This is a genomic window from Flavobacterium sp. KMS, from assembly GCF_000813005.1.
GTDB lineage: Bacteria > Bacteroidota > Bacteroidia > Flavobacteriales > Flavobacteriaceae > Flavobacterium.
Genome location: NZ_JSYP01000001.1, coordinates 438,335 through 460,949, shown reverse-complemented (window position 1 = coordinate 460,949; position 22,615 = coordinate 438,335). Strand labels below are relative to the sequence as shown.

Annotated in this window: 16 protein-coding genes; 8 read left to right on the top strand and 8 right to left on the bottom strand. The window is 31.9% G+C overall.

Going from position 1 to position 22,615, the window contains the following annotated elements; translation table 11 throughout:
• Nucleotides 1-221 precede the first annotated feature (221 nt).
• The 7 genes from OA93_RS01965 to OA93_RS01935 all read right to left on the bottom strand — a co-directional run bounded on the left by OA93_RS01965 (nt 222) and on the right by OA93_RS01935 (nt 6,750).
• Nucleotides 222-2,771 carry a TonB-dependent receptor gene (locus OA93_RS01965; protein ID WP_039111447.1) on the bottom strand — a complete coding sequence of 850 codons (2,550 nt, stop codon included), beginning with the start codon at nt 2,769-2,771 and terminating at the stop codon, nt 222-224.
• Nucleotides 2,772-3,018: 247 nt separating this feature from the next.
• Nucleotides 3,019-3,432: an Rrf2 family transcriptional regulator gene (locus tag OA93_RS01960; protein ID WP_035619335.1), complete on the bottom strand. Its 414-nt coding sequence runs from the start codon at nt 3,430-3,432 to the stop codon at nt 3,019-3,021.
• Nucleotides 3,433-3,507: 75 nt separating this feature from the next.
• Complete coding sequence (locus OA93_RS01955; RefSeq protein ID WP_039111446.1) at nt 3,508-4,311, bottom strand: TPM domain-containing protein; 804 nt, start codon at nt 4,309-4,311, stop codon at nt 3,508-3,510.
• A complete protein-coding gene (locus OA93_RS01950; RefSeq protein WP_039111445.1) occupies nt 4,311-4,748 on the bottom strand; it encodes a TPM domain-containing protein in 438 nt (145 codons plus the stop codon). The genes OA93_RS01955 and OA93_RS01950 overlap by 1 nt, the downstream gene beginning before the upstream one ends.
• A gap of 76 nt (nt 4,749-4,824) precedes the next feature.
• Complete coding sequence (locus OA93_RS01945) at nt 4,825-5,406, bottom strand: LemA family protein (protein ID WP_039111444.1); 582 nt, start codon at nt 5,404-5,406, stop codon at nt 4,825-4,827.
• Nucleotides 5,407-5,438: 32 nt separating this feature from the next.
• Entirely contained in the window at nt 5,439-5,771 is a 333-nt protein-coding gene (locus OA93_RS01940; RefSeq protein WP_035619327.1) for a MerR family transcriptional regulator, read from the bottom strand.
• 1 nt (nt 5,772) lies between these two features.
• Nucleotides 5,773-6,750, bottom strand: coding sequence for a M23 family metallopeptidase (locus OA93_RS01935; protein ID WP_039111443.1), 978 nt, complete (start codon nt 6,748-6,750; stop codon nt 5,773-5,775).
• A 342-nt stretch (nt 6,751-7,092) separates the two neighbouring features.
• On the opposite strand from OA93_RS01935, the gene alaS reads away from it, so the two are divergent.
• The 4 genes from alaS (at nt 7,093) to OA93_RS01915 (ending at nt 12,718) form a co-directional block, all read left to right on the top strand.
• Entirely contained in the window at nt 7,093-9,732 is a 2,640-nt protein-coding gene (gene alaS, locus OA93_RS01930) for an alanine--tRNA ligase (RefSeq protein ID WP_039111442.1), read from the top strand.
• A gap of 196 nt (nt 9,733-9,928) precedes the next feature.
• Complete coding sequence (locus OA93_RS01925; RefSeq protein WP_039111441.1) at nt 9,929-10,699, top strand: hypothetical protein; 771 nt, start codon at nt 9,929-9,931, stop codon at nt 10,697-10,699.
• 203 nt (nt 10,700-10,902) lie between these two features.
• Nucleotides 10,903-11,676, top strand: coding sequence for a hypothetical protein (locus tag OA93_RS01920; RefSeq protein WP_039111440.1), 774 nt, complete (start codon nt 10,903-10,905; stop codon nt 11,674-11,676).
• Nucleotides 11,677-11,851: 175 nt separating this feature from the next.
• A complete protein-coding gene (locus OA93_RS01915) occupies nt 11,852-12,718 on the top strand; it encodes a hypothetical protein (protein WP_039111439.1) in 867 nt (288 codons plus the stop codon).
• A gap of 142 nt (nt 12,719-12,860) precedes the next feature.
• Here the strand turns inward: OA93_RS01915 and OA93_RS01910 are convergent, their stop codons facing one another.
• Nucleotides 12,861-14,606 (bottom strand): ABC transporter ATP-binding protein, encoded by a 1,746-nt coding sequence (locus OA93_RS01910; protein WP_039111438.1) that lies wholly within the window; start codon nt 14,604-14,606, stop codon nt 12,861-12,863.
• A gap of 300 nt (nt 14,607-14,906) precedes the next feature.
• On the opposite strand from OA93_RS01910, the gene OA93_RS01905 reads away from it, so the two are divergent.
• From OA93_RS01905 to OA93_RS01890, 4 genes are all read left to right on the top strand, one after another.
• Complete coding sequence (locus OA93_RS01905; RefSeq protein WP_039111437.1) at nt 14,907-15,284, top strand: GxxExxY protein; 378 nt, start codon at nt 14,907-14,909, stop codon at nt 15,282-15,284.
• A gap of 225 nt (nt 15,285-15,509) precedes the next feature.
• Nucleotides 15,510-16,310, top strand: a complete 801-nt coding sequence (locus OA93_RS01900) for a hypothetical protein (RefSeq protein WP_039111436.1) — start codon at nt 15,510-15,512, stop codon at nt 16,308-16,310.
• A gap of 72 nt (nt 16,311-16,382) precedes the next feature.
• Complete coding sequence (locus OA93_RS01895) at nt 16,383-17,339, top strand: GSCFA domain-containing protein (protein WP_039111434.1); 957 nt, start codon at nt 16,383-16,385, stop codon at nt 17,337-17,339.
• Nucleotides 17,340-17,527: 188 nt separating this feature from the next.
• Nucleotides 17,528-22,612, top strand: coding sequence for a translocation/assembly module TamB (locus tag OA93_RS01890; RefSeq protein ID WP_039111432.1), 5,085 nt, complete (start codon nt 17,528-17,530; stop codon nt 22,610-22,612).
• Nucleotides 22,613-22,615 lie beyond the last annotated feature (3 nt).

Here is a 22,615-nt window from a genome sequence, read left to right as displayed (position 1 = left end):
TTTTTAATCTCTTTATCTGTATTATTTATGATAGAAAAAGAGAGTAAGTATAAATAGAAAATCCGTTTTTATCCGCGTCTTTACTTTAGTAAATCTGCGTCATCCGCGTTCCTTTTTTGAGACAATCTTCGCGTTTCAATAGAACTCTAAATAAAAAACTGGAACAAGTTATTTAAAACTTATCCCAGTTAATAGTTGTTTGATTTATGTTTGATAAAAATCTATAAAGAATACTTTAAAGTAACTCCGTAAGTTCTTTGGTCGCCTAGTACTCCTGCATATTGTCCTGTGTTTCCTCCTGCAGGCAATAATTGTTCATAGTAATCCTTGTTTAAAAGGTTACGTCCCCAGAAGTGAACAGATAAACCTTCGGCTGCACGGAAACCAAAACGAGCATTAAAAATAGCATAGCCTTGAACTACTAAATATTTTGAAGCAGAAGGGCTTGATGAGAACTCAGAACGAGCATAAGAATCTATCGCTACGAAAACTTTACCAGCATTTCCGAAGAATTTTGCTTTATCAGAAAGCTCGCCTCCTAAAGATCCAGCCCATTTTGATGCACCTGGTAAATCAGTTCCCGAAACATCTTTAAATGCTACTGGAGCTCCTGTTTCTTCTAATGGAAGTGGTGCGTTTGTAAATTTTACATACTTACCATCTGTATAAGTTGCAGCTGCATTTACAGTAAAATGTTGACTAAATACAAAGCTAGCATCTAGTTCTACACCTCTTACACGTACTTTATCTGCATTGGCAAGATATCCACGGTTAACGCCCAATTCAGCTGCTTGTACATTTGTTTGGAAATCTTTAATATCTGTATTAAAGAATGCTAAGTTGAATATGGAGTTTTTAAAAGGAGATGTTTTTATTCCTATTTCGTAATGATTTACTTTCTCTGGTTTAATTACCGCAAGATCAAGTAATGGCTGTCCTTTGGCATCTGTTGGAAGACCAGCTACGTTTACCCCAACTGGTTTGTAACTTTTTGCATAAGTAGCGTAAGCATTAATTTTATCTGAAGCTTTGTAAGTAACTGTTATATTTCCAGAAAAGTCTGTGTTGTCAGTATCTGATGTAAAAGCTTGATCACTATAAACAGATTTTTTCAAAGCAAGTAATGCTGGATCAGTGGTTTGTAAACCTCCGTATGTAGTACGAGTGTAATCGGCTTCTTTTTTATCAAAGTTATAACGTAAACCAGGTAATATATGTAAACGTTCGGTTACTGCCCAGTCTAATTGTCCAAATACGGCAGCACTAGATGATCTGATTCTTGCATCGGTTTTTATTCCGTATCCTTCAAAAAGACCTGGAGTTTTCCATAATGGGCTAGTGGTGCTTTGTGAAAATCTCCATTGTGCATTACCAGATTCTTCGGTACCGTTTGTTTTAGATGTTTGGTCGATAAAAAACACACCAACAACACCACTTATTTTAGATGAAAGTTGTCCCGCATAACGAACTTCTTGTGTTATTTGTGTTTGTCTTGTAGGGTTTTGCGATTTTGCTAATACTTGTAATCCTGTAAAATCTCTATCATTTGATGGATCCCAATTCCAGAATCTCCATGCAGTGGTCGAGGTAAGAGTACCGCCTCCAATTTTTGTATCAACATTAAGCGATATACCTCCTAAATCTTGTCCAGAACGCCATGGAGTATCTTGATCTATTTTGCGGTCAAATGCATTTAAACTTGGTAATTGATAGTTTAAATCTTTAATAATGGCATCAAACTGGCGATAACCTGCTCTTTGAGTAGGAGCAACACCAGCTACAACTTGAGCATATCCATCAGGGCGTTGCGTTGTAATATCTGCTGCTAATATAATGTTTGTATTTTCTGATGGAGTATAAAGTAGTTGTCCTCTAATTCCTTGATTGTTTAGTGTATTTGTAGCTCTTCCGGTAACGATGTTATCAACTAGACCATCACGTTGTGTACCAGAAAAAGATAAACGACCTGCTACTTTTTTTCCTAAAGCACCAGTAACCGAAGCTTTGGCTTGTAAGAAAGCAAAATTTCCGTAGCTCACTTCAAAGTCAGCGCCCGAAGTAAAACTTGGTTTACGAGTAGTGATATTAAATGCACCCGAAGTTGTGTTTTTACCAAACAAAGATCCTTGTGGTCCACGTAGCACTTCAATTTGTTCTACATCGATAAAATCTAATGTTGTTGCTGCAGGACGGGCATAATATACACCATCTACATAAAAACCAACACCAGGATCGATTCCGTCATTAGTAAGACCAAAAGGAGAACCTAAACTACGAATGTTGATTCCTGTATTTCTTGGGTTTGATGAATATAGTTGTACTGATGGAACAAGTTCTTTTATACGGTTTACATTAAATGCTCCTGTTTGTTCTGCTTGTTTACCAGTTATAACTGATATGGCGATAGGCACATCTTGAACTTTTTCTATTCTTCGTCTCGAAGAAACAACCACTTCTATTAGAGCATTTTCTTCGTTAAGAGTAACTTGTAATGGAGTGGTTATTGGTAAAGCTGTAATTTCTATCTCTGCAGTTTTGTAGCCAATATATTGAACTAAGAGTGTTAGTGGGAGTTTTCCTTTGGAGTCAATGCTAAATTTTCCGCTTTGATCTGTAGTTGTATTAGAGGTTGTTCCTTTTATGATAACATTAGCGGCTTCTAAGGGAATATTTTCGCTATTTGTAACAACGCCTTCAATGTTTTGTGCAAATGATATAGAGAAGGTTAAAAAGAATAGTATTGTAAGTGTATTTTTTATAGATTGTTTCATTTTATATTAAGTATATGTAATTAGTAGAATTTAAATTAAATTTTTTTTACTAGCACATACACATACATAAAATAGAACTGGTATTGTTTTTTGCAATTAATTTTGAAATGCTACTCTGCAGCCGACTTGTCTTTTTGACAAGGATTCTTTTAAGTGGTTTCATAAGGTTGGTTTTAATTAGTGTGTGTTTATTTTTGGCAAATATATATAAATTCTACATAATTGCTAGACTTTAGAATATATTTTTTTATTTTTCTACTAATGAGGCTATTGTAATCCCCTGCATCGCTTGTAAAGTTTTGTCTCTAATAAGCATTAAGCCGTGTCTTAAGTGGCATTCTGACTCCGTTTTACAATCAGAACAAGGTTCGTAAAAATTTAATGAAGCACACGGCAAAAGCGCAATTGCTCCATCAAAAAGACGATGAATTTCGGCTAATGTAATATCGTTTTTGGATTTTATAAGATAATAACCACCGTATTTTCCTTGTTTACTACTCACAAAATGCCCTCTTTTTAGATCAAGTAAAATTTGTTCTAAAAACTTTTTAGGAATATTGGCGCCTTCAGCAATTTCTATAGTTTTAGAAATGTGATTTTCGTCTTGCTCCGCTAAATAAAGTAATGCTTTAAGAGCATATTTGGCTTTATGTGATAACATTATTATAAATTATGATTTGCAAATATATTATAAGTTTTTAAACTGTGATAGGTAATTGGGACTGAAAAACGAAAACTACCAGCTTCCGCCAGAACCTCCACCAGAGAATCCTCCTCCGCCAAAGCCTCCACCAAAACCCCCGCCTCCGCCAGATGATCCACCACCAAAACCGCCAAAACCACCACCGCCACTTCGGCCAAGATTGCTTAAAATGATTACGTCGAGTAGGCTAGGCCCTCCACCGCCACTATTTCCGGAGTTTCCGCCACCACCTTTATTTCTTGACATAAGAAATATGATAACACCTACAATAATAATGAACATGATGAAAGGGAAATTTTGTCCTTCGTCTTGTTTACGGCTTCCTTTATATTTTCCTTTAAAAACGTCAAAAAGAGCATCGGCGCCTTTGTCAAGACCTTTGTAGTAACTTCCTGCTTTAAATTCAGGGATAATAATATTTCGGGTAATTTCACCACCAATACCAGCAGTTAATTTGTCTTCAAGACCATAACCAGGTGATATCCATATTTTTCTTTCGGCTTTAGCCAATAAAATAAGAACTCCGTTATCATTTTTTGCAGTTCCGCCAATTCCCCATTCTTGCCCCCATTTTGGAGTTAATATTCCAATATCTTCACCTTTAAGGCTTTCAATGGTAATTACAACAATTTGAGTAGTAGTAGAATCTGAGTAACGAATTAGTTTTTCTTCTAACTGTGCTTTTTCTGTAGGGCTTAAAACATTTGCATAATCGTAAACAGAAGTCTGAAATTTTGGTTTTTCAGGAATTGTAAATTGAGCAAAACCTATTTGGGTAAAGAACAGACAAACGATTAATTTTAGGAAAATCGAGGTATTTAGTTTGGGTGTAATCATTATCCTTTAGATATTTCGTTTGATAATTCGTTAGTATTGTCAGCAGACCATGGAAAATATTTTTTTAATTGTTCACCCGCTACCAAGATACCGTCAATAAGTCCTTGTTTAAAATTGTTTTGTTTGAATTGTGCTGCCATTGCTTCTTTGGTAGAATCCCAAAAATCAGGATGCACAACGTCATTTATTCCTTTGTCTCCGCAAATAACAAACTTATGATCGTCTACGGCAACATAAACTAAAACACCGTTTTGAAGGTGTGTTTCGTCCATTTTTAATTCATGAAAAACTTCCAAAGCCCTATCAAAATGGGCTTTAGAAGTTGATTTTTCTATATGAACTCTAATCTCGCCAGAAGTATTTTTTTCGGCCACACGAATAGCTTCAACAATTGCTTCTTCTTCTTCCTTGGTTAAAAAATCTTCTACTTTTGACATTGAAATTAGTTTTTAGATGAATAATAATGATTTTTAAATTTAGTATTTCTACAATCAAAAATCGTTTATCAATTTTTTAGAATTTTACTTCTACAGGTTTATCAGCTCCAGCAACAGCTTCAAAATATGGTTTTTCTTTATAATCTAAGAACCATTTGTTAGGAATTGATAATATGTAACCATTGTATTCCTGAACAGCTTCATTAAAACGAGTTCTTGCAGTAAGAATTTGATTTTCTGTACTAGCTAATTCGTCTTGTAACTTTAAGAAATTTTCATTTGCTTTTAGAGTTGGGTATTGTTCAACCGAAACTAATAATCTAGATAAAGATGAAGATACACCGCTTTGTGCTTGGTTAAATTGAGCCAATTGTTCTGGAGTAACATTACTTGGGTCTATTGTTACCGCAGTTGCTTTTGCACGAGCCTCGATAACAGCAGTCAATGTAGATTTTTCAAAATCAGCAGCACCTTTTACCGTATTCACTAAGTTTCCGATAAGGTCGTTACGACGTTGGTAAGCTGTGTTTACATTTCCCCATTCTTTGTTTACTGCCTGGTTATATTTTAAACCAGTATTTTTAATTCCAATTGACCAAAAAGCTATAATAGCGATTAGTGCAACAATAATTCCTACAGGGATTAACCATTTTTTCATATTTGCTTTAATTTAAGTTTATTGATTTGTTTTTACAATTCGTTTTTAATTTCAGTCAATTGTGTTTTTATCGTCTCTAATTTACGTATTATTTCGAATTTATCTAATGTTTTCTTTTGGCCTTCCTTCAGGTGAATTTTGGCACCTTCCAGCGTAAAACCGCGTTCTTTAACTAAATGGAAAATTAATTGTAAATTTTTCACATCCTCAGGTGTAAACATTCTATTACCCTTAGCGTTTTTTTTTGGTTTAAGAATATCAAATTCTCCATCCCAAAAGCGTATCAAAGAAGCATTCACATGAAATGCTTTGGCGATTTCGCCAATACTATAATATCGTTTATCAGGTTGTAATTCTATATGCATTTTAATCTAATGATTGATTTTCTTGGTTTGCTAATTGCGAAATGGCAACATATTCCACCGCCGAAATATTTCCGTAATAAAAATTAAGAGGGTTTACTACTTTTCCATCTTTATGAACTTCGTAATGGCAGTGAGGTCCTTCTGATCTTCCGGTGCTACCTACATAACCTATAACGTCACCACGTTTTACTTTTTGACCAGGTCGGCAGTTGTATTTGCTTAAATGGGCATACAAAGTTTCATAACCAAAACCGTGCCTAATTACGACATGATTTCCAAAACCAGAGGCATTACTGTCGGCTCTATCTATAACACCATCACCAGTGGCATAAACAGGAGTTCCTGTTTTGGCCGTAAAATCCATACCCTCATGCATCTTACGTACTTTGGTAAATGGATCTGTTCTATAACCAAAACCAGAAACCATACGTTTTAAATTTTCGTTCTGTACTGGCTGAATGGCAGGAATTGCCGATAATAAATCTTCTTTGGCACTAGCCAGTTTCAAAATTTCGTCTAATGATCTTGATTGTATAGCCAATTGTTTAGAAAGTACATCGATTCTTTTGGTGGTTTTAATTACCAATTGCGAATTATTGTAGCCTTCTAAAGCTTTATATCTTTCTATTCTCGAAAACCCTGCTTTTCGTATTGAATCTGGAATTTCTTTTTTGTTAAAATAAACTCGGTATAAATTATTGTCACGTTCCTCAAGACTCTCAACAACAGCATCAATCTGATCCATTTTTTTATTTAAAATCGAATAATTCAACTTCAAATTCTCAATTTCACGAGTTTGTAAGCGGTCTTTTGGAGTTTCAAAGTAAGGAGTGTTCAATAAAATAACAAAACCTAAAAAACCAAACAACGTCGAAGCAACTAAAAACAAGACAATAAAGCCAAATTTAGTTCTTTTTTTAGTTTTTATTTTTCGGTAGGCCAAATTTTCCGAATCGTAATAATATTTTACTTTCGCCATATTTTAAAATACCCTATTTTTGCACACTGTAAAAATGTTAGTGGAACAAATTTAATAAATGTTTCAGTTGTTCCGCCCTTTTTTCAATAATAAAAAAATAATAATGTGCCCAATCCGGCTATTTGTTTCAAGTTCTCGTTTATAAAACTTTTTTTATAATGAGTCAGCAGGAGCTTCCTCTGGTCGCTCAGCTATCTCAACAAAAAATAGATTTATAAACTTCGAAGCTTTTCACTACTATCCGGGGCAAAAAGTTGATTTGGTTAATTGTTTAATCGGTTATTCGATAATGAACTAAGAACAATTCAACGATTCAACAAATTATCGATTAAACTAACAAAAATGAAATCACAAGACGTACGCAAGCAATTTTTAGACTTTTTTCAGAGCAAAGGGCATTTAATTGTTCCATCTGCTCCAATTGTTCTTAAAGACGACCCAACCCTTATGTTCAATAACTCGGGAATGGCCCAGTTTAAAGAATATTTTTTAGGGAATGGAATGCCAAAAAGTCCTAGAATAGCCGACACGCAAAAATGTCTTCGTGTTTCAGGAAAACACAATGATTTAGAAGATGTAGGTTTTGATACGTATCACCATACGATGTTTGAAATGCTTGGAAACTGGTCTTTTGGAGATTATTTCAAAAAAGAAGCAATTAACTGGGCATGGGAATTATTGACTGAAGTTTATAAAATTCCAAAGGAAAATCTGTATGTTTCTGTTTTTGAAGGAAGCAAAGAAGATAATGTTCCTTTTGATCAGGAAGCTTGGGATATCTGGAAAACTCTTGTTGCTGAAGACCGAATTATTCTTGGAAATAAAAAGGATAATTTTTGGGAAATGGGTGATCAGGGACCTTGTGGGCCATGTTCGGAAATTCATGTTGATTTACGTACAGAGGAAGAAAAAGCATTGAAGCCTGGAAGAGAAGAAGTAAATAATGACCATCCACAAGTGGTAGAAATCTGGAATAATGTATTTATGGAATTCAACCGTAAAGCCGATGGATCTCTTGAGAAACTTCCTGCACAGCACGTTGATACCGGAATGGGATTTGAGCGTTTATGTATGGCATTACAAGGAAAAACATCTAATTATGATACTGATGTTTTTACACCGCTTATTGAAAAAGTAGAACAAATTACAGGTTTTAAATATACTTCTGATGAAGTTAAAAATATAAGTGAAGAACAAAACAAAACTAATATTGCTATCCGTGTAGTAGTAGATCACGTTCGTGCTGTTGCATTTGCAATTGCCGATGGACAATTGCCATCTAACACAGGAGCAGGATATGTAATACGTAGAATATTGCGTCGTGCTATTCGTTATGGATTTACATTTTTAGATACCAAAGAGCCTTTTATTTATAAGCTGGTAGATACACTAAGCACACAAATGGGAGTTCCGTTTCCAGAAATTAAATTGCAAAAAGAACTTTGTGCAAATGTAATTCGTGAAGAAGAAAATTCATTCTTACGTACACTGGATCAGGGATTGGTATTACTAGATAATATTATTGCAAATAACACTGATAAAGTTGTTTCGGGTAAAAAAGCATTCGAATTATATGATACGTATGGTTTCCCAATCGATTTAACAGCTTTGATACTTTCAGAAAAAGGATTAAAATTAGACGAAGCAGGTTTCGAATCAGAATTACAAAAACAAAAAGAGCGTTCTCGTGCAGCTTCGAAAGTAAAAGCGGGAGATTGGCAAATTTTGATTGATGATGAAGATGAAGAATTCATAGGATACGACCGTACCGAAGCAATGGTAAAAATTACTCGTTACCGTAAAGTCGAAAGTGCTAAAGATGGAGAAATCTATCAAATCGTATTTAATATGACACCTTTTTATCCAGAAGGTGGAGGACAAGTAGGGGATAAAGGATATTTTGAGGCTAGTAACGGAGATGTAATTTACATAATCGATACAAAGAAAGAGAGTAATGTAATTATACATTTTGCCAAAGAACTTCCGAATAATCTAACGGAGACTTTTAAAGCTTTTGTAGATGTAAGCACAAGAAAAAGCTCTGCTTCAAACCACTCTGCTACGCACTTAATGCATCAGGCATTACGTTCTATTTTAGGAACGCACGTAGAGCAAAAAGGATCATTGGTAAGTCCGAAACATTTAAGATTTGACTTTTCTCATTTCTCAAAAGTAACCGATGAAGAATTGCAACAAGTTGAGGATTTTGTAAATGCAAGAATTCAAGAACAGTTGCCTTTAATAGAAAGAAGAAGTGTGCCATTTGAGCAAGCAGTTCAGGAAGGAGCAATGGCTTTGTTTGGTGAAAAATATGGAGATCATGTACGTGCCATTAAATTTGGAGATAGTATGGAATTATGTGGAGGAATTCACGTAAACAATACAGCTGATATTTGGTATTTCAAGATAGTGAGCGAAGGTGCAGTTGCATCAGGAATTCGTCGTATCGAAGCAATAACTTCGGGAGCTGTAAAAGAATATTTTGCAAATCAAGCAGAGAAACTAAAAGAGATTAATGCAGTTTTAAAAAATGCACAAGATCCTATAAAAGCTGTTGTTTCATTGCAAGATGAAAATGCTAAACTTAAAAAACAGTTAGAAGTTTTATTAAAAGATAAAGCCAAAAACATGAAAGGAGATTTGGCTAAGGAATTACAAGAAATAAATGGTGTGCAATTCTTAGCAAAACAAGTCGATTTATCTCCAGAAGGAGCTAAAGATTTGGTTTATGAACTAGGTAATTTTTACACAAATTTATTTGTAGTATTGGCTACAGCCGAAGAAGGAAAACCTATGTTAACGTGTTATATCTCTAAAGAATTAGTAGCTGATAAAAAACTAAACGCAGGACAAGTAGTTCGTGAGTTAGGGAAATATATCCAAGGTGGAGGAGGAGGGCAACCTTTCTTCGCAACTGCTGGAGGAAAAAATGCAGATGGAATTCCAGAAGCTTTAGCGAAAGCTATTGATTATGTGAAGTAAGGTTTTAAGTTACTAAGGTTCTTAGATACTAAGTATCTAAAAATTTAAGAATAATGAATTAAAATAAAGACCCAAATAGCAATTTATATTGTTTTATTTGGGTTTTTTATTACAAAAAAATGAATTTTATTAGGTTTTTAAGAGCTGAGTCTTTTATATTTACACGCTAATTGTTAATCTATAACCTGTTAAAAAAATGAAAAAAAAATTACTTTACTTATTTAGTGCTTTATTAGTGCTAACCTCTTGCTCTAATGATGAAACTAAGGAAGATGACGTTGTTATTACACCAAAAAGCCAGAATCTGTTAAAGAAATCTATCGAAACAAATGGAAATGGGATTGTTAGAACCGCAATTTATACCTATGAAGGAAATAAAATAGACAAAATAACCTATGATGATGGAGCAACAACTGTGTTTACATATACTGGGGATTTAATAACAAAAACAGTTCAAACAGAAATCCATAATGGTAAAGCATATTCAAACACAACAACTTTTGCATATGAGGGTAATAAATTAAGATCTTCTTTAAAGGTTTATTCGGAAAATAGAATAAATACCATGCAAGGTATCTTCTCTTATGATGTGGAAGGCAAAATTTCAGCAACTTATATTGACATTGATCCTTTAACACAAAAACAGAAACTAATGACGCTTAGTGCCCTAACTTTAGATTCTAATAAGAACATAGTCAAAGCTGAAATGTTTACTAGTCCTTATAATATTAGTTTAATGGAATATGATACTAAAAATACTCCTTTTAAAAACATTGTTGGAGCTAGTTTAATATTCAATTCAGATGCTTTTGGTAGGGAAGTAGGTTTAAATAATAATAAAACAAAAGAAATACTAAGGTACGGAAAAGATAATGAGGACACACTTATTTATTCGAATATTTATAATAGTGATAACTACTTGATTACATCTGATAATGGGCGCAAAATGATGGAATACTTTTATTAATAATAATTTTAGAATAAGCAAAAAACTTTACGCTTTAAATATTTTGCTCCATAAAAAAATTTGTTATCCAATAAGTAGTATTTAGATGAGAAAAACATTCAAGTTAATTTGTCTTAAAGTGTTACTTATAAAGCATGTCGCAAGGGTTTCGGTTGATGAAAATGATTCTTTTTGCAGTTAATTATTCTAAATGAAAATATATTATGAAAACAAAAATATTTTATTTCTTGATTGCCTCTTTATTTATATTAAGTTCTTGTTCTGGTGATACTGACGGAAGAGATATTGAGCCAATAAAGGATATCAAAACTGAACCAAAAAAGGAAGATCAAGTTTTGTTGAGAAAAATGATTCAAACTCACGAAGATGGTACTGTCGACATATTGAACTATAAATATGACGGAAATAAAATCATTAGTGCTATTGATTCAAATGAAGAAGGTGGAGTATATTGGATTTATAATCAGGATTTAATTACAAAAATGATAATTAAACTTGCTGATGAAACTATACTTCAGGAAAATACATATACATATGATGCTAATAAAAAATTAAGTATTTTTTTAAGAGTTGATCCTGAATTAAAAGAAGGTTATAAAGAAGTCTATACTTATAATGCAGATAATACTATTACAGTTAAAGCATATTCAGGAGATGATAAAAGCCAAACTGTTTTTCAAGGGACTTCAGTCATAACTATTATAGGAGGAGAGGTTAGTAAAATTGATTCAAATTATTCGCCTAGTTTTGTTTATACATATGATACCAAATATAACCCGCATAGAAACATTCTAGGTTTGGATAAAACCTCTTTTGCAGATGGAGAAGCTTCAGGGAATGTACATAATATTATTTCTCAAAAGGTTGGGGATGGGGTTACTAAAACTTCAAAAATAACGTATAATGCAGATGGTTATCCAGCGAAATCTTTTGATAATTTTGAAGATGCAGGAACTACTACGGAGTACTTTTATTAGTTGATTTATAAAAATTAAAAGCCCAATATCTTTTTTAATAGATATTGGGCTTTTTTATGGAGTAAAATGATTTGTTGTTTATATATCTTAAAATGGTATTTATAAGACGTATAACAGAAGATTAGTTTGGTAAAAAGGTTTCTTTTTGTGGTTAATCATTTAAAAAACCAATATTATGAAAACGAAATTATTTTATTTTCTGGTAAGTTCTTTACTGGTATTAAGTTCTTGTTCTAACGACATCGACAGTAATCCTACTGTACCAGTCAGAACAATATTACCTAAAACGTTAACCTATAAAATGGCTTCTTATGACTATAGTACAGGTACTGGCGTTATTACGGGCTATAATAATCAAACAAATACATTTACTTATAATGGGAATAAAATTGTAAGTGCCGAATGTTCTGTTTATAATCATACCATGAAAACAGTTTTTACTTATACTGGAAGTTTGATAACAAAAACAGAAGGTTATGTAGATAATAGTTTAATTAGTAGGGTTTCATATGTATATGAAAAAGGCAAATTAAAAGAAACTGCACTTTTATTACCAAATAGTAATCTCGTAAATGATTTTTATGTAAAAAATGTGTACACCCATAATGCAGATGGAACAATTTCTTACAGAACGTACCGTCATGATAATCCAACAATACCAGAAGATGGAGAACAAATCTTAAGCTTTAAAAATGGCAATCTTGTTAAAAGGACAGCGAAATATCTCGAAGATAATAGCTATTATAAATATACCTATGAATATAAATATGATACTCAAAATAATCCTTTAAAAAATATTTTAGGACTTGATTTGATAATGTTTGATATGGGAGGAATATATAATGGACATGATATGGCGTATGGAGATTTTGGAATCAATGATTTTGGAATTAATAATGTTATTGAGAAAATTACCTATGTGTCAGATAAAGAAAAAACAATGAAGTATGTAGAGACATTAACATACAAATATGATGAAAATGGATATCCTGTAGAGAAAAAATCGGATGAAGCTATAGATGATATTTTTTATACTTATTAATGAAGTTAGTAGAGTTGATTATAAATACAAAGCCAGATTCGATATTGAATCTGGCTTTTTTGTTTGATAAGAAATATGCAGAATTTGTTTAAAACTAAAATAGATACAATTCAGAATTTAAAAGACTTATTTCGTAAGTGTATTATTTTCGTTCACCAATTTGCTGGCGCCACATAGCATAGTATAATCCTCTTTCGAGTACTAAATCATCGTGTTTTCCTTGTTCGATAATTTTTCCTTGTTCCAAGACAAATATTTTATCAGCGTGCATTACTGTCGATAATCGGTGTGCGATTAAAACCGTAATTCTGTTCTTGTCGGATATATTTCTAATTGTAGTATTAATTTCTTCCTCGGTAATAGAGTCCAATGCAGAAGTTGCTTCATCAAAAATCAATAAATTCGGATTTCTCAAGATGGCGCGAGCAATAGATAAACGTTGTTTCTCACCACCTGAAACTTTAATTCCGCCTTCACCAATTGTGGTGTTTAAACCATCTTCGGCACGATGTAATAGTGTCTCGCAACTGGCTCTTTTTAAAGCATCGTATAAATCCTCATCAGTAGCAGATGGTCTTACAAATAGTAAATTCTCACGGATTGTTCCTGAGAATAATTGAGCATCTTGGGTTACAAAACCTAATTGCTTTCTTAAATCTAATAAATCAATTTCGGTAGAATCGATGTCATTATAAAAAACTTTACCCTCGGCAGGAGTGTATAAACCAACCAATAATTTAACTAAAGTTGTCTTTCCTGAACCAGATGGCCCCACAAAAGCTACGGTTTGTCCTTGCTTAATATCAAAGTTAATATTCTCTACAGCTTTATATTTAGCCGTTTTATGTTGGAAACTTACATTCGAAAAAAGTAAAGAGCGAATAGCGCCAACGTGTTTTGGATTCTTCGGGCGAAATTCTTTTGGAGCGCTTAATAATGTTTTAAAGTTTTCCATTGAAACCTTTGTTTCATTAAGTGCAATTATAAAATTACCCAATTCTTGTAAAGGGCCAAAAATGAAAAAAGTAAAAAATACCATAGTAAGTAAATCACCCACAATGATTTTTTGTCCAAACAAGAAATAATATAGTGTAAACACTACACAGGTTCTTAAAAAGTGAACTGTAGTACCTTGAATAAAACTTAAACTTCTTATAAAACGGATTTTTTGCAATTCCAGTTGCAAGATTTTAAACGTATTTAAGTTCAAGCGTTTTTCTTCTTGATATGTTAATCCAAGACTTTTTACAAGTTCGATATTTCTTAAACTTTCGGTAGTAGAACCAGCTAATGCATTGGTTTGATTTACAATTTTACGAGAAACAATTTTTATCTTCTTACCTAGATAAGAACTTACTAAAGCTATAATTGGAGCAGTAACTAAAAAGATTAACGAGATACGGTAATCAATTCTAGCAACATAAACAATTACAAATATAAACCCGATAACAGTTTGAAAAATTAAAGAAATAGATAACGTGATTAATTTTTCGGAATCAGAACGTACTTTGGTTAATTTACTTAATGTTTCCCCACTACGTTGGTCTTCAAATTCTGCAAAAGGTAAGTCGAGTGATTTTTTAATACCATCAGTATACATTTGAGCGCCGGTACGCTGGATGACTACATTGGTGAAATAATCCTGAAAGTTTTTGGTAATTCTGGAAATCATCGCCGCACCAAGCGAAAGACCTAGCCAAAAGGCTACAGATTTAATAAAACCGATTTCGTTTCCTTTGTATTTAGCTAATCCAACACCGCAATCTTGCATTAATTTACCAGTAATAACAGAATCGGATAAACTGAAACAGATGTTTATAGACGCCATAATCAAGGCTAGAAACAACAGCATTTTATGTTTAATTATATAAGAATATAGTAATTTCATCTGAGAATTTTAATTTATAGAAGATGCAAAAGTAGTGAATAGATTGGCTTAGTAATTCTGATTATTGTATTAAGTTTTTAAATGTATCTCGCAAAGTCGCAGAGTCGCAAAGTTTAAAATTGCCTTTTTTGTTGTCTTTTTATCATTTTTGAAAAGCAATTAGCTAAATCAAAGACTTATTATAATTTTCATCAGTAGATCAAAGTTTAAAGATTGCTTTGTGACTCTGCGACTTTGCGAGATTTTTGTTTGACATGCTTAAAATGTAAGTTTTTACTTTAATTTAGTAAAAAAATAAAAATGACAGAAAATGAAATTTCGAGTATTGTAGTTGATACTTGTTATAGGATACATGTAAAGTTAGGGCCAGGTCTATTAGAGTCTGTTTATGAGGCTATTTTGTATTTTGAATTAACCAAAAGAGGATTAAAAGTAGAAAGACAGAAGCCGTTACCCGTTATTTGGGATGAAGTAAAATTAGATATAGGATTTAGAGCTGATTTAATAGTTGAAAATAAGGTAATTTTAGAAATAAAATCGATTGAACAAATTTCAAATGTTCATCCTAAACAAGTTTTAACTTACCTCAGAATAACAAAAATGAAGTTAGGATTGCTGATTAATTTTAATGTACCAATTATTAAATTAGGTATTACAAGAGTTGTTAGTAATCTTTAATTTTTAGTCTGGATAAAAAATGATGATTTTCAGAGCATAAATTTTATTGATGAGATCTTAATTGTTTTTATCTGTTGCATCTTACTACAAATAGTATTGGGGATCTTTAATGAAAATAAAACCTCATCAATAAGTTGTACCTTAAAATGATATTTTTAAACCTTTTTTTGTGACCTAATTACAGTTAAAATCTTTCTTTTTGTTGCTTATTATCATGTCGACATTATGGAAAAAAAATTACACTATTTTTTAGTTGCTTCTTTGTTAATACTGACTTCGTGTTCTAAAAACAATGCTGAACAAGGAGATGGGAATATAAAATTGCCTAAAGCCAAATATTATAAATACATTGATTTTCCTTCAGATAATTATGAATCCACTTATAGGTATAATGGTAACAAAATCGAAAGTATTCTGGATGATAATGGATCAAAAACAGTTTTTACCTATACTGGAGATTTAATTACGAAAAAAGAAGATTTTTCTAATAAGAAGCTATTGGTTTATTGTACTTTGTATGAATATGAAAATAATAAGCTAAAAGAAGCTGTTCATATATTTAATAATCAGAAGTTCTTAAAAAAGTATACTTATAATAAGGATAAAACAGTAAGCTATAGCGTACATCTTTATAATGATAAATTGAATACTACAACAGAAATTGCTACCGGAACATTTACATTAGAGAATGGCAATATTATAAAACAGGTAGATAAAGAGAGTAAAGATTATGGCAGTGCCGACATTGTAGCTTTTAAGTATGATACTAATAACAGCCCACTTAAAAATGTTATAGGAATTGGTTTGTTGTTAGATGTCGACTATTCTATTAATAATATTATTGAAACTACACATACCACATCTTCACAGGATTTGGCGATGCATATAACTTCTTTTCGAAATTCAATAACGCCTTATAAATCTACAAATACAGCTACTTACACTTACGATTCCGAAGGGTATGTACTAACAAAAGCATTTTATAATGATGGAAAGTTAGGATACAGATTATCATACACCTATTAAAAAAGCGGAATGTCATTGCATCGTGCTTTCGTATTTATAAAAAATAGACGAAATTTACACGAAACAACGATTATGCAATTCAGAACCCAAATTCCTATTTCGCAAAGTAACAATCCTATCGATTATAATTCTAGAGTATTGTCCTTTGGTTCTTGTTTTGCAGTAAATATGGCAGAGAAATTGGATTATTTTAAATTCGATAATAGTTGTAATCCGTTTGGAATTTTGTTTCATCCGTTGGCGATTGAAAAATTGATAAACTTTGCAGTTTCACAAAAGACATTTACCGAGAGCGATGTGTTTTTTCATAACGAACGTTGGCATTCGTTTGATGTACATTCAGATTTAAGCAACACAAATAAAGAAGATTTAATTAATAATCTGAATGTGATTATTAAAAAATTGTACCAACAATTAACTGAATCTACACACATCATTATTACCTACGGAACTTCTTGGATTTATAGAAATATAGAAAGTAATGAGATTGTGGCTAATTGCCATAAAGTGCCACAAAAGCAATTTATAAAAGAGCTTTTATCTCTAGATATAATAAAAGATAGTATTCAGAAAACAATAGATTTAATCACTTCGTTAAATCCAGAAGCAAAAATCATCTTTACCGTTTCACCAGTCCGTCATATAAAAGATGGTTTTGTAGAGAATCAATGGAGTAAATCCAACTTGATTTCTTCTCTGCACAATACTCTGAATACTGAATACTGTAAACTGCAAACTGAATATTTTCCTTCGTACGAAATCATGATGGATGAACTTAGAGATTATCGTTTTTATGCTGAAGATATGTTGCATCCTAACCAAGTTGCCATCGATTATATTTGGGAACGATTCAGTGAAAACTATATTGCTAAAGAAGGGATTCTTATCATGAAAGAAGTATCCGAAATACAAAAAGGACTTTCTCATCGAAGCTTCAATCCTGATTCTGAACAGCATCGTGCTTTCTTATCAAAACTAAGTGATAAAATAAAAAAGATAGAACAGAAATGGCCTCATATTAAGTTTTAAATCCGTTCTTTGTTTTGAAGTTAAAGTAGAAATATACTTACAATAGTCCTTAATTTTAAAATAAGTTTGGATAATTATGTAAAGTATTGAGGTATATTTTTTACAATTTTGTAAATTGGATATGGTTAGTTAAATTTAGTAACCATATATCGATAATCTAAACCAGTTATTAGCCTTATTTTCTTTATATGAATAAGAAACGAATTTCTTTTCTAAAAAAAATACTTCGAGTGCTACTTTGGTGCGTCATTACATTAGTAACATTATTGTTATTAATTACAATTTTAATTCAGGTTCCGGCAGTACAAAACTACGCCAAGGATAAGGCAATTACTTATTTGCAAAAAAAAATAAGAACCAAAGTAGCTTTAGATAGAATTGCCATTAATTTTCCTAAAGAAATCGTATTAGAAGGTTTTTATTTTGAAGATCAAAAGAAAGATACTTTACTTAGCGGAAAACGATTAGAGATAGACATTGATTTGTTTAAACTCATAAGTAGCGAAGTAGAAATAAATTCTATTTCACTTGAAAATACAACTGCAAATATTTCCAGAAACAAAGACGGAGTTTTTAATTTCGATTATATAATTGCAGCATTTGCTTCCAAAGAACCAGAACTTGCAGATCCCAATAGTAAACCTTTTAAAATATCGGTAGTTAAAATCAATTTGGATAAAATCAATTTTAATTTTAAAGATGATTTGTCCAAAAATGATGTTCGTGTTAAACTAGCTAATTTTCAAACAGAATTTAAAAAATTCGATTTGGATAAAATGGATTTTGATATTCCGAATATAGATTTAAACGGATTAAAATTAGTTCTAAACCAGGATTTAGTAGAGAAGATAGCCGAAACATCAGTAAAAACCGTAGATACAATTTCGAAAAGACCAGATTTTAATTTAAAACTAAATAAAATCAACTTGTCTAAAATCGATATTTCTTATGACAATAAAGATTCTAAACTCGCTTCAGGAATAACTCTGGGGAAATTACAGTTACTGGTTAATAGATTAGATTTAAATAATCAGTTGTTGGATTTTGATACTTTCGAACTAAAAGATCTAAAAGGAAATCTACAATTAGGCATAAAAGACAAACAACTTAAAACGCCCGATTTAGATTCTACAGCAATTCCTCAAGCAGGCTGGAAGTTAAAACTGAAGTCAGCCGATATACAAAATATCGCTTTTAAATATGATGACATGCAATCAAAACCTACTAAGAAAGGGATTGATTATGGGCATCTTGATTTGGATAATTTTAATTTAAAAGCCGAAAAGTTGTATTATGCAAATGATACCATTTCGGGGAGCGTAAAATCATTTACAGTAAATGAAAAAAGCGGACTTAAAATCCAAACGTTTAAAACAGATTTTTTCTATGGGCCTAAAAATGCATATTTGGATAATCTGTATTTAAAAACACCACAAACTTTATTGCAAAAGAATATTAAAGTTGCCTATCCATCAATCGCGGCGGTAACTAAAAATATTGATAATCTAAGTTTAGACGCCAATTTAAGTCAGGCAAAAGTTGGATTTAAAGACATATTGCTTTTTGTTCCAGATTTACAAAATAGCAATCCGTTTAAGAGCAATCCCAATGCTGTTTTATCTATAAATGCACGAGTAAGTGGGAAAGTAAAGGATTTAGCAATTCCGCAGTTTGAAATGAGCGGAATAGGAACGACAAAAGTTTCTATTTCAGGAAAAATTACAGGAATGCCAGATGCAAAAAAGGCATATTATGATTTGGATATAAAAAACTTTGTGAGTACATCTAAAGATGTGATTTCGTTTGTGCCAGCAGGAACAATCCCAAAAAGTATACAGTTACCTTCTCAATTTAATTTAAAAGGAAAATTTAAAGGTTCAGTCAATAATTTTAAAACTAATTTGGCGCTAAATAGTAGTTTCGGAAATGCCAAAGTAGATGCTTTGTTTGATCAACGAATTAAAAAATCTGAGAAATATGATGCTACGATTTCTTTTTCAGAATTTGATTTAGGTAAACTAATAAAAAACGATTCAATAGGAAAAATTACGCTTAAAGCAAAAGTAAAAGGAAAGGGACTAGATCCTAAAACGGCACAAGCGCATTTGGACGGAATTGTACAAAAAGCAGTATTTAATAAATATACCTACCGAGATTTAACTTTAAAGGGAGAGATTGCCAAAGGAGCCTTTGCAATAAATTCAGGAATTAAAGACCCAAATTTAAATTTTGGCTTAGTTGCCAACGGAAGATTTGATGATAAATATCCCGCAGTAAAATTAAAATTAAACCTTGATATTGCCGATTTAGAGAAACTAAATCTTCATGCAGGCCCGATGAAAATTAGAGGAAATGTTGATGCAGATATTGCCAATAGTAATCCTGATTTTTTAAACGGAAAGGTTTTCTTGTCGAATATTCAGGTTTTAAAAGAGGCACAACCAATTGTATTAGATTCTATTAAAATTTTGGCTTATGCCGATAAAGAAAAAAATAATATCAAGGTTATATCTCAGTTCCTAAAAGCAGAAGTTGATGGAAAATATAAACTCACAACATTATCGGCAGCATTAAAAAAATCGCTATCAAAATACATGGATTTGCAAGTTCCTAAAACCAAAGGAGATTCAGATGAGCAGCGATTAACATTTAATTTATCTGTAGATAGTGATCCATTACTTTTTCAATTAGTTCCAAAGCTTAAAGGTTTAGAACCTATTAAAATCACAGGAAAATATAATAACGTAGTAGATTCTCTAGAGGTTAAAGGAACTATCCCTAAAATTATTTATGATACAAATACAATTTCTGATGGTAAGATAAATATAGAAGCAAAAGAGAATGCGCTAGAATATCAGGTTTCGGTAGCTCCGGTAGAAAGCGGAGAATTTAAAATTCCTTTTGTTAGTTTATCAGGAAAAATCGAGAATAACATCTTAGGGTATGCATTACAAATAAAAGACAAAGAAGATAAAGAACAGTATTTTATTAAAGGAGAATTGATTCATGAAAATGCTAAAAACACTATAAAATTTGATTCAGATAATTTTGTATTGAATTATGATAAATGGAATTTAGATCAGGAAAATTCTATTGAATTTGGAGATAAGAGACTTTACATTAATAAGTTCTTTTTGAGCAATTCGGGTAATGAACTAAAAATTCAATCACAAAACGGCGGAAAGAACGCGCCTTTACAAGTCGATTTTGTCAATTTTAAAATTGAGACCATTTTAAATATGGTTAAAAAAGATGAATTATTAATGCAAGGATTGATTGATGGTTCAGTTTTGGTCGAAAATGTGATGACAAAACCAACTTTTACTTCCGATCTAAAAATAGTTGATTTTGCTTTTAAAGGTGAATCAGTTGGTAATATTGGTATAAAAGTAGATAATAAAACCGATAATTTATTAGGAGCAAATGTTACATTAACAGAGAATGGAAATGACGTAAACCTAACAGGTAATTATAAAATCGATGATAGTACTTTTGATTTTGATATAGCCATCAATCATTTAAATATTAAGAGTATTCAAGGTTTTAGCATGGGTAATGTTACCGATGGTTCTGGTTATTTATCAGGAAAATTTAAAATTACTGGTAATGCCGATTTACCTAAAGTAAATGGAGAATTGGATTTTAATGACGCTGCTTTTAAAGTGACGAAGTTTAATTCTATTTATAAAATAGTCAATGAGAAAATAAGGTTTGAAAACGAAGCGATTGTCTTTGATAATTTCTCTGTTTATGATGAAAACAAGAATGAATTATTTGTAAATGGAAATATCAACTCCAAAGATTTTAGAAATTATGATTTTGCTTTAACCATAAAAGCAGATCAGTTTAGAGCCATTCATTCTACAGAAGCTGATAATGATTTGTTTTATGGGGATTTATCATTAGATGCAAATCTAAACATAAAAGGAACATTAGATAATCCAGTTGTTGGAGGAAATATAAAAATTAATGAGGATACAAAATTCACAGTTGTTATGCCTCAATCTGACCCTTCGATTGCCGATAGAGAAGGAATTGTAGAGTTTGTAAATGAGGATAATTTACTACTGAAACAAACTGCTGCAATGGAAAGTAAACTCAATCAATCGAAACTGATTGGCATGGATGTGAGCGTTGCTATCTCTATAGATAAAAAAGCAGAACTTACATTGGTAATAGATAAAGGTAACGGAGATTACCTGAGATTGCTTGGAGAAGCAGATCTTATTGGCGGGATTGATCCATCTGGAAAAACTACACTAACAGGAAAATATGAGTTTAGTGAAGGTGCATATGAGATGAGTTTTAATATGATAAGACGAAAATTTGATATTCAGAAAGGAAGTTATATTTTATGGACTGGAGAGCCTACAATGGCAAATTTAAATTTAACAGCTATATATAAAGTAAATACTGCGCCGATAGACTTATTAGGAAACCAGTTAGGAACTATCCCAGCAGCAGAAAAAAACACATACAAACAAAAAATTCCGTTTCAAACTTTATTAAAGATGAACGGAGAATTGATGAAACCTGAAATCTCGTTTGATATTGTTCTTCCAGATGGTAATTACGATGTTTCATCGGATATTGTAACAAAGTCTCAGGCAAGATTGCAACAATTACGTCAAGAACCATCCGAATTAAATAAACAGGTTTTTGCACTTTTACTCTTGAATCGATTTGTTGGCGAAAATCCTTTTGCAAGCGAAAGTGGTGGTACAAGTGCAGAATCTATGGCGAGACAAAGTGTGAGTAAAATACTTTCGGATCAATTAAATAATCTGGCAGGAGATTTAATAAGTGGAGTTCAATTGGAATTTGATTTGGAATCTACAGATGATTATACTTCGGGAACCAAGCAAAACAAAACAGATTTGAATGTAGGAGTTTCTAAAAAACTATTAAATGATAGATTAAAAGTAACCATAGGAAGCAGTTTTGGACTAGAAGGACAAGATAACAATGAGCAGGATACTAATATTGCTGGAGATGTTGCTATAGATTACCAACTTACCAAAGACGGACGATATATGGTTAGAGCATATCGTAAAAACCAATATCAGGTTGCTGTAGAGGGGCAGGTTGTAGAAACTGGAGTTGCATTTATTATTACGATGAATTATAATAAGTTTAGAGAATTATTTCATCGTAGTGAGAAAGAAAAAGAACTGATTAAAAAAGAAAAAATACGCAAAGAAAAAGACAAGCAAAAAGAGAAAGAAGAGAAAAAGAAAGAAGAATTAGATAATGAACAAGAGCAAAAAACATAGTAA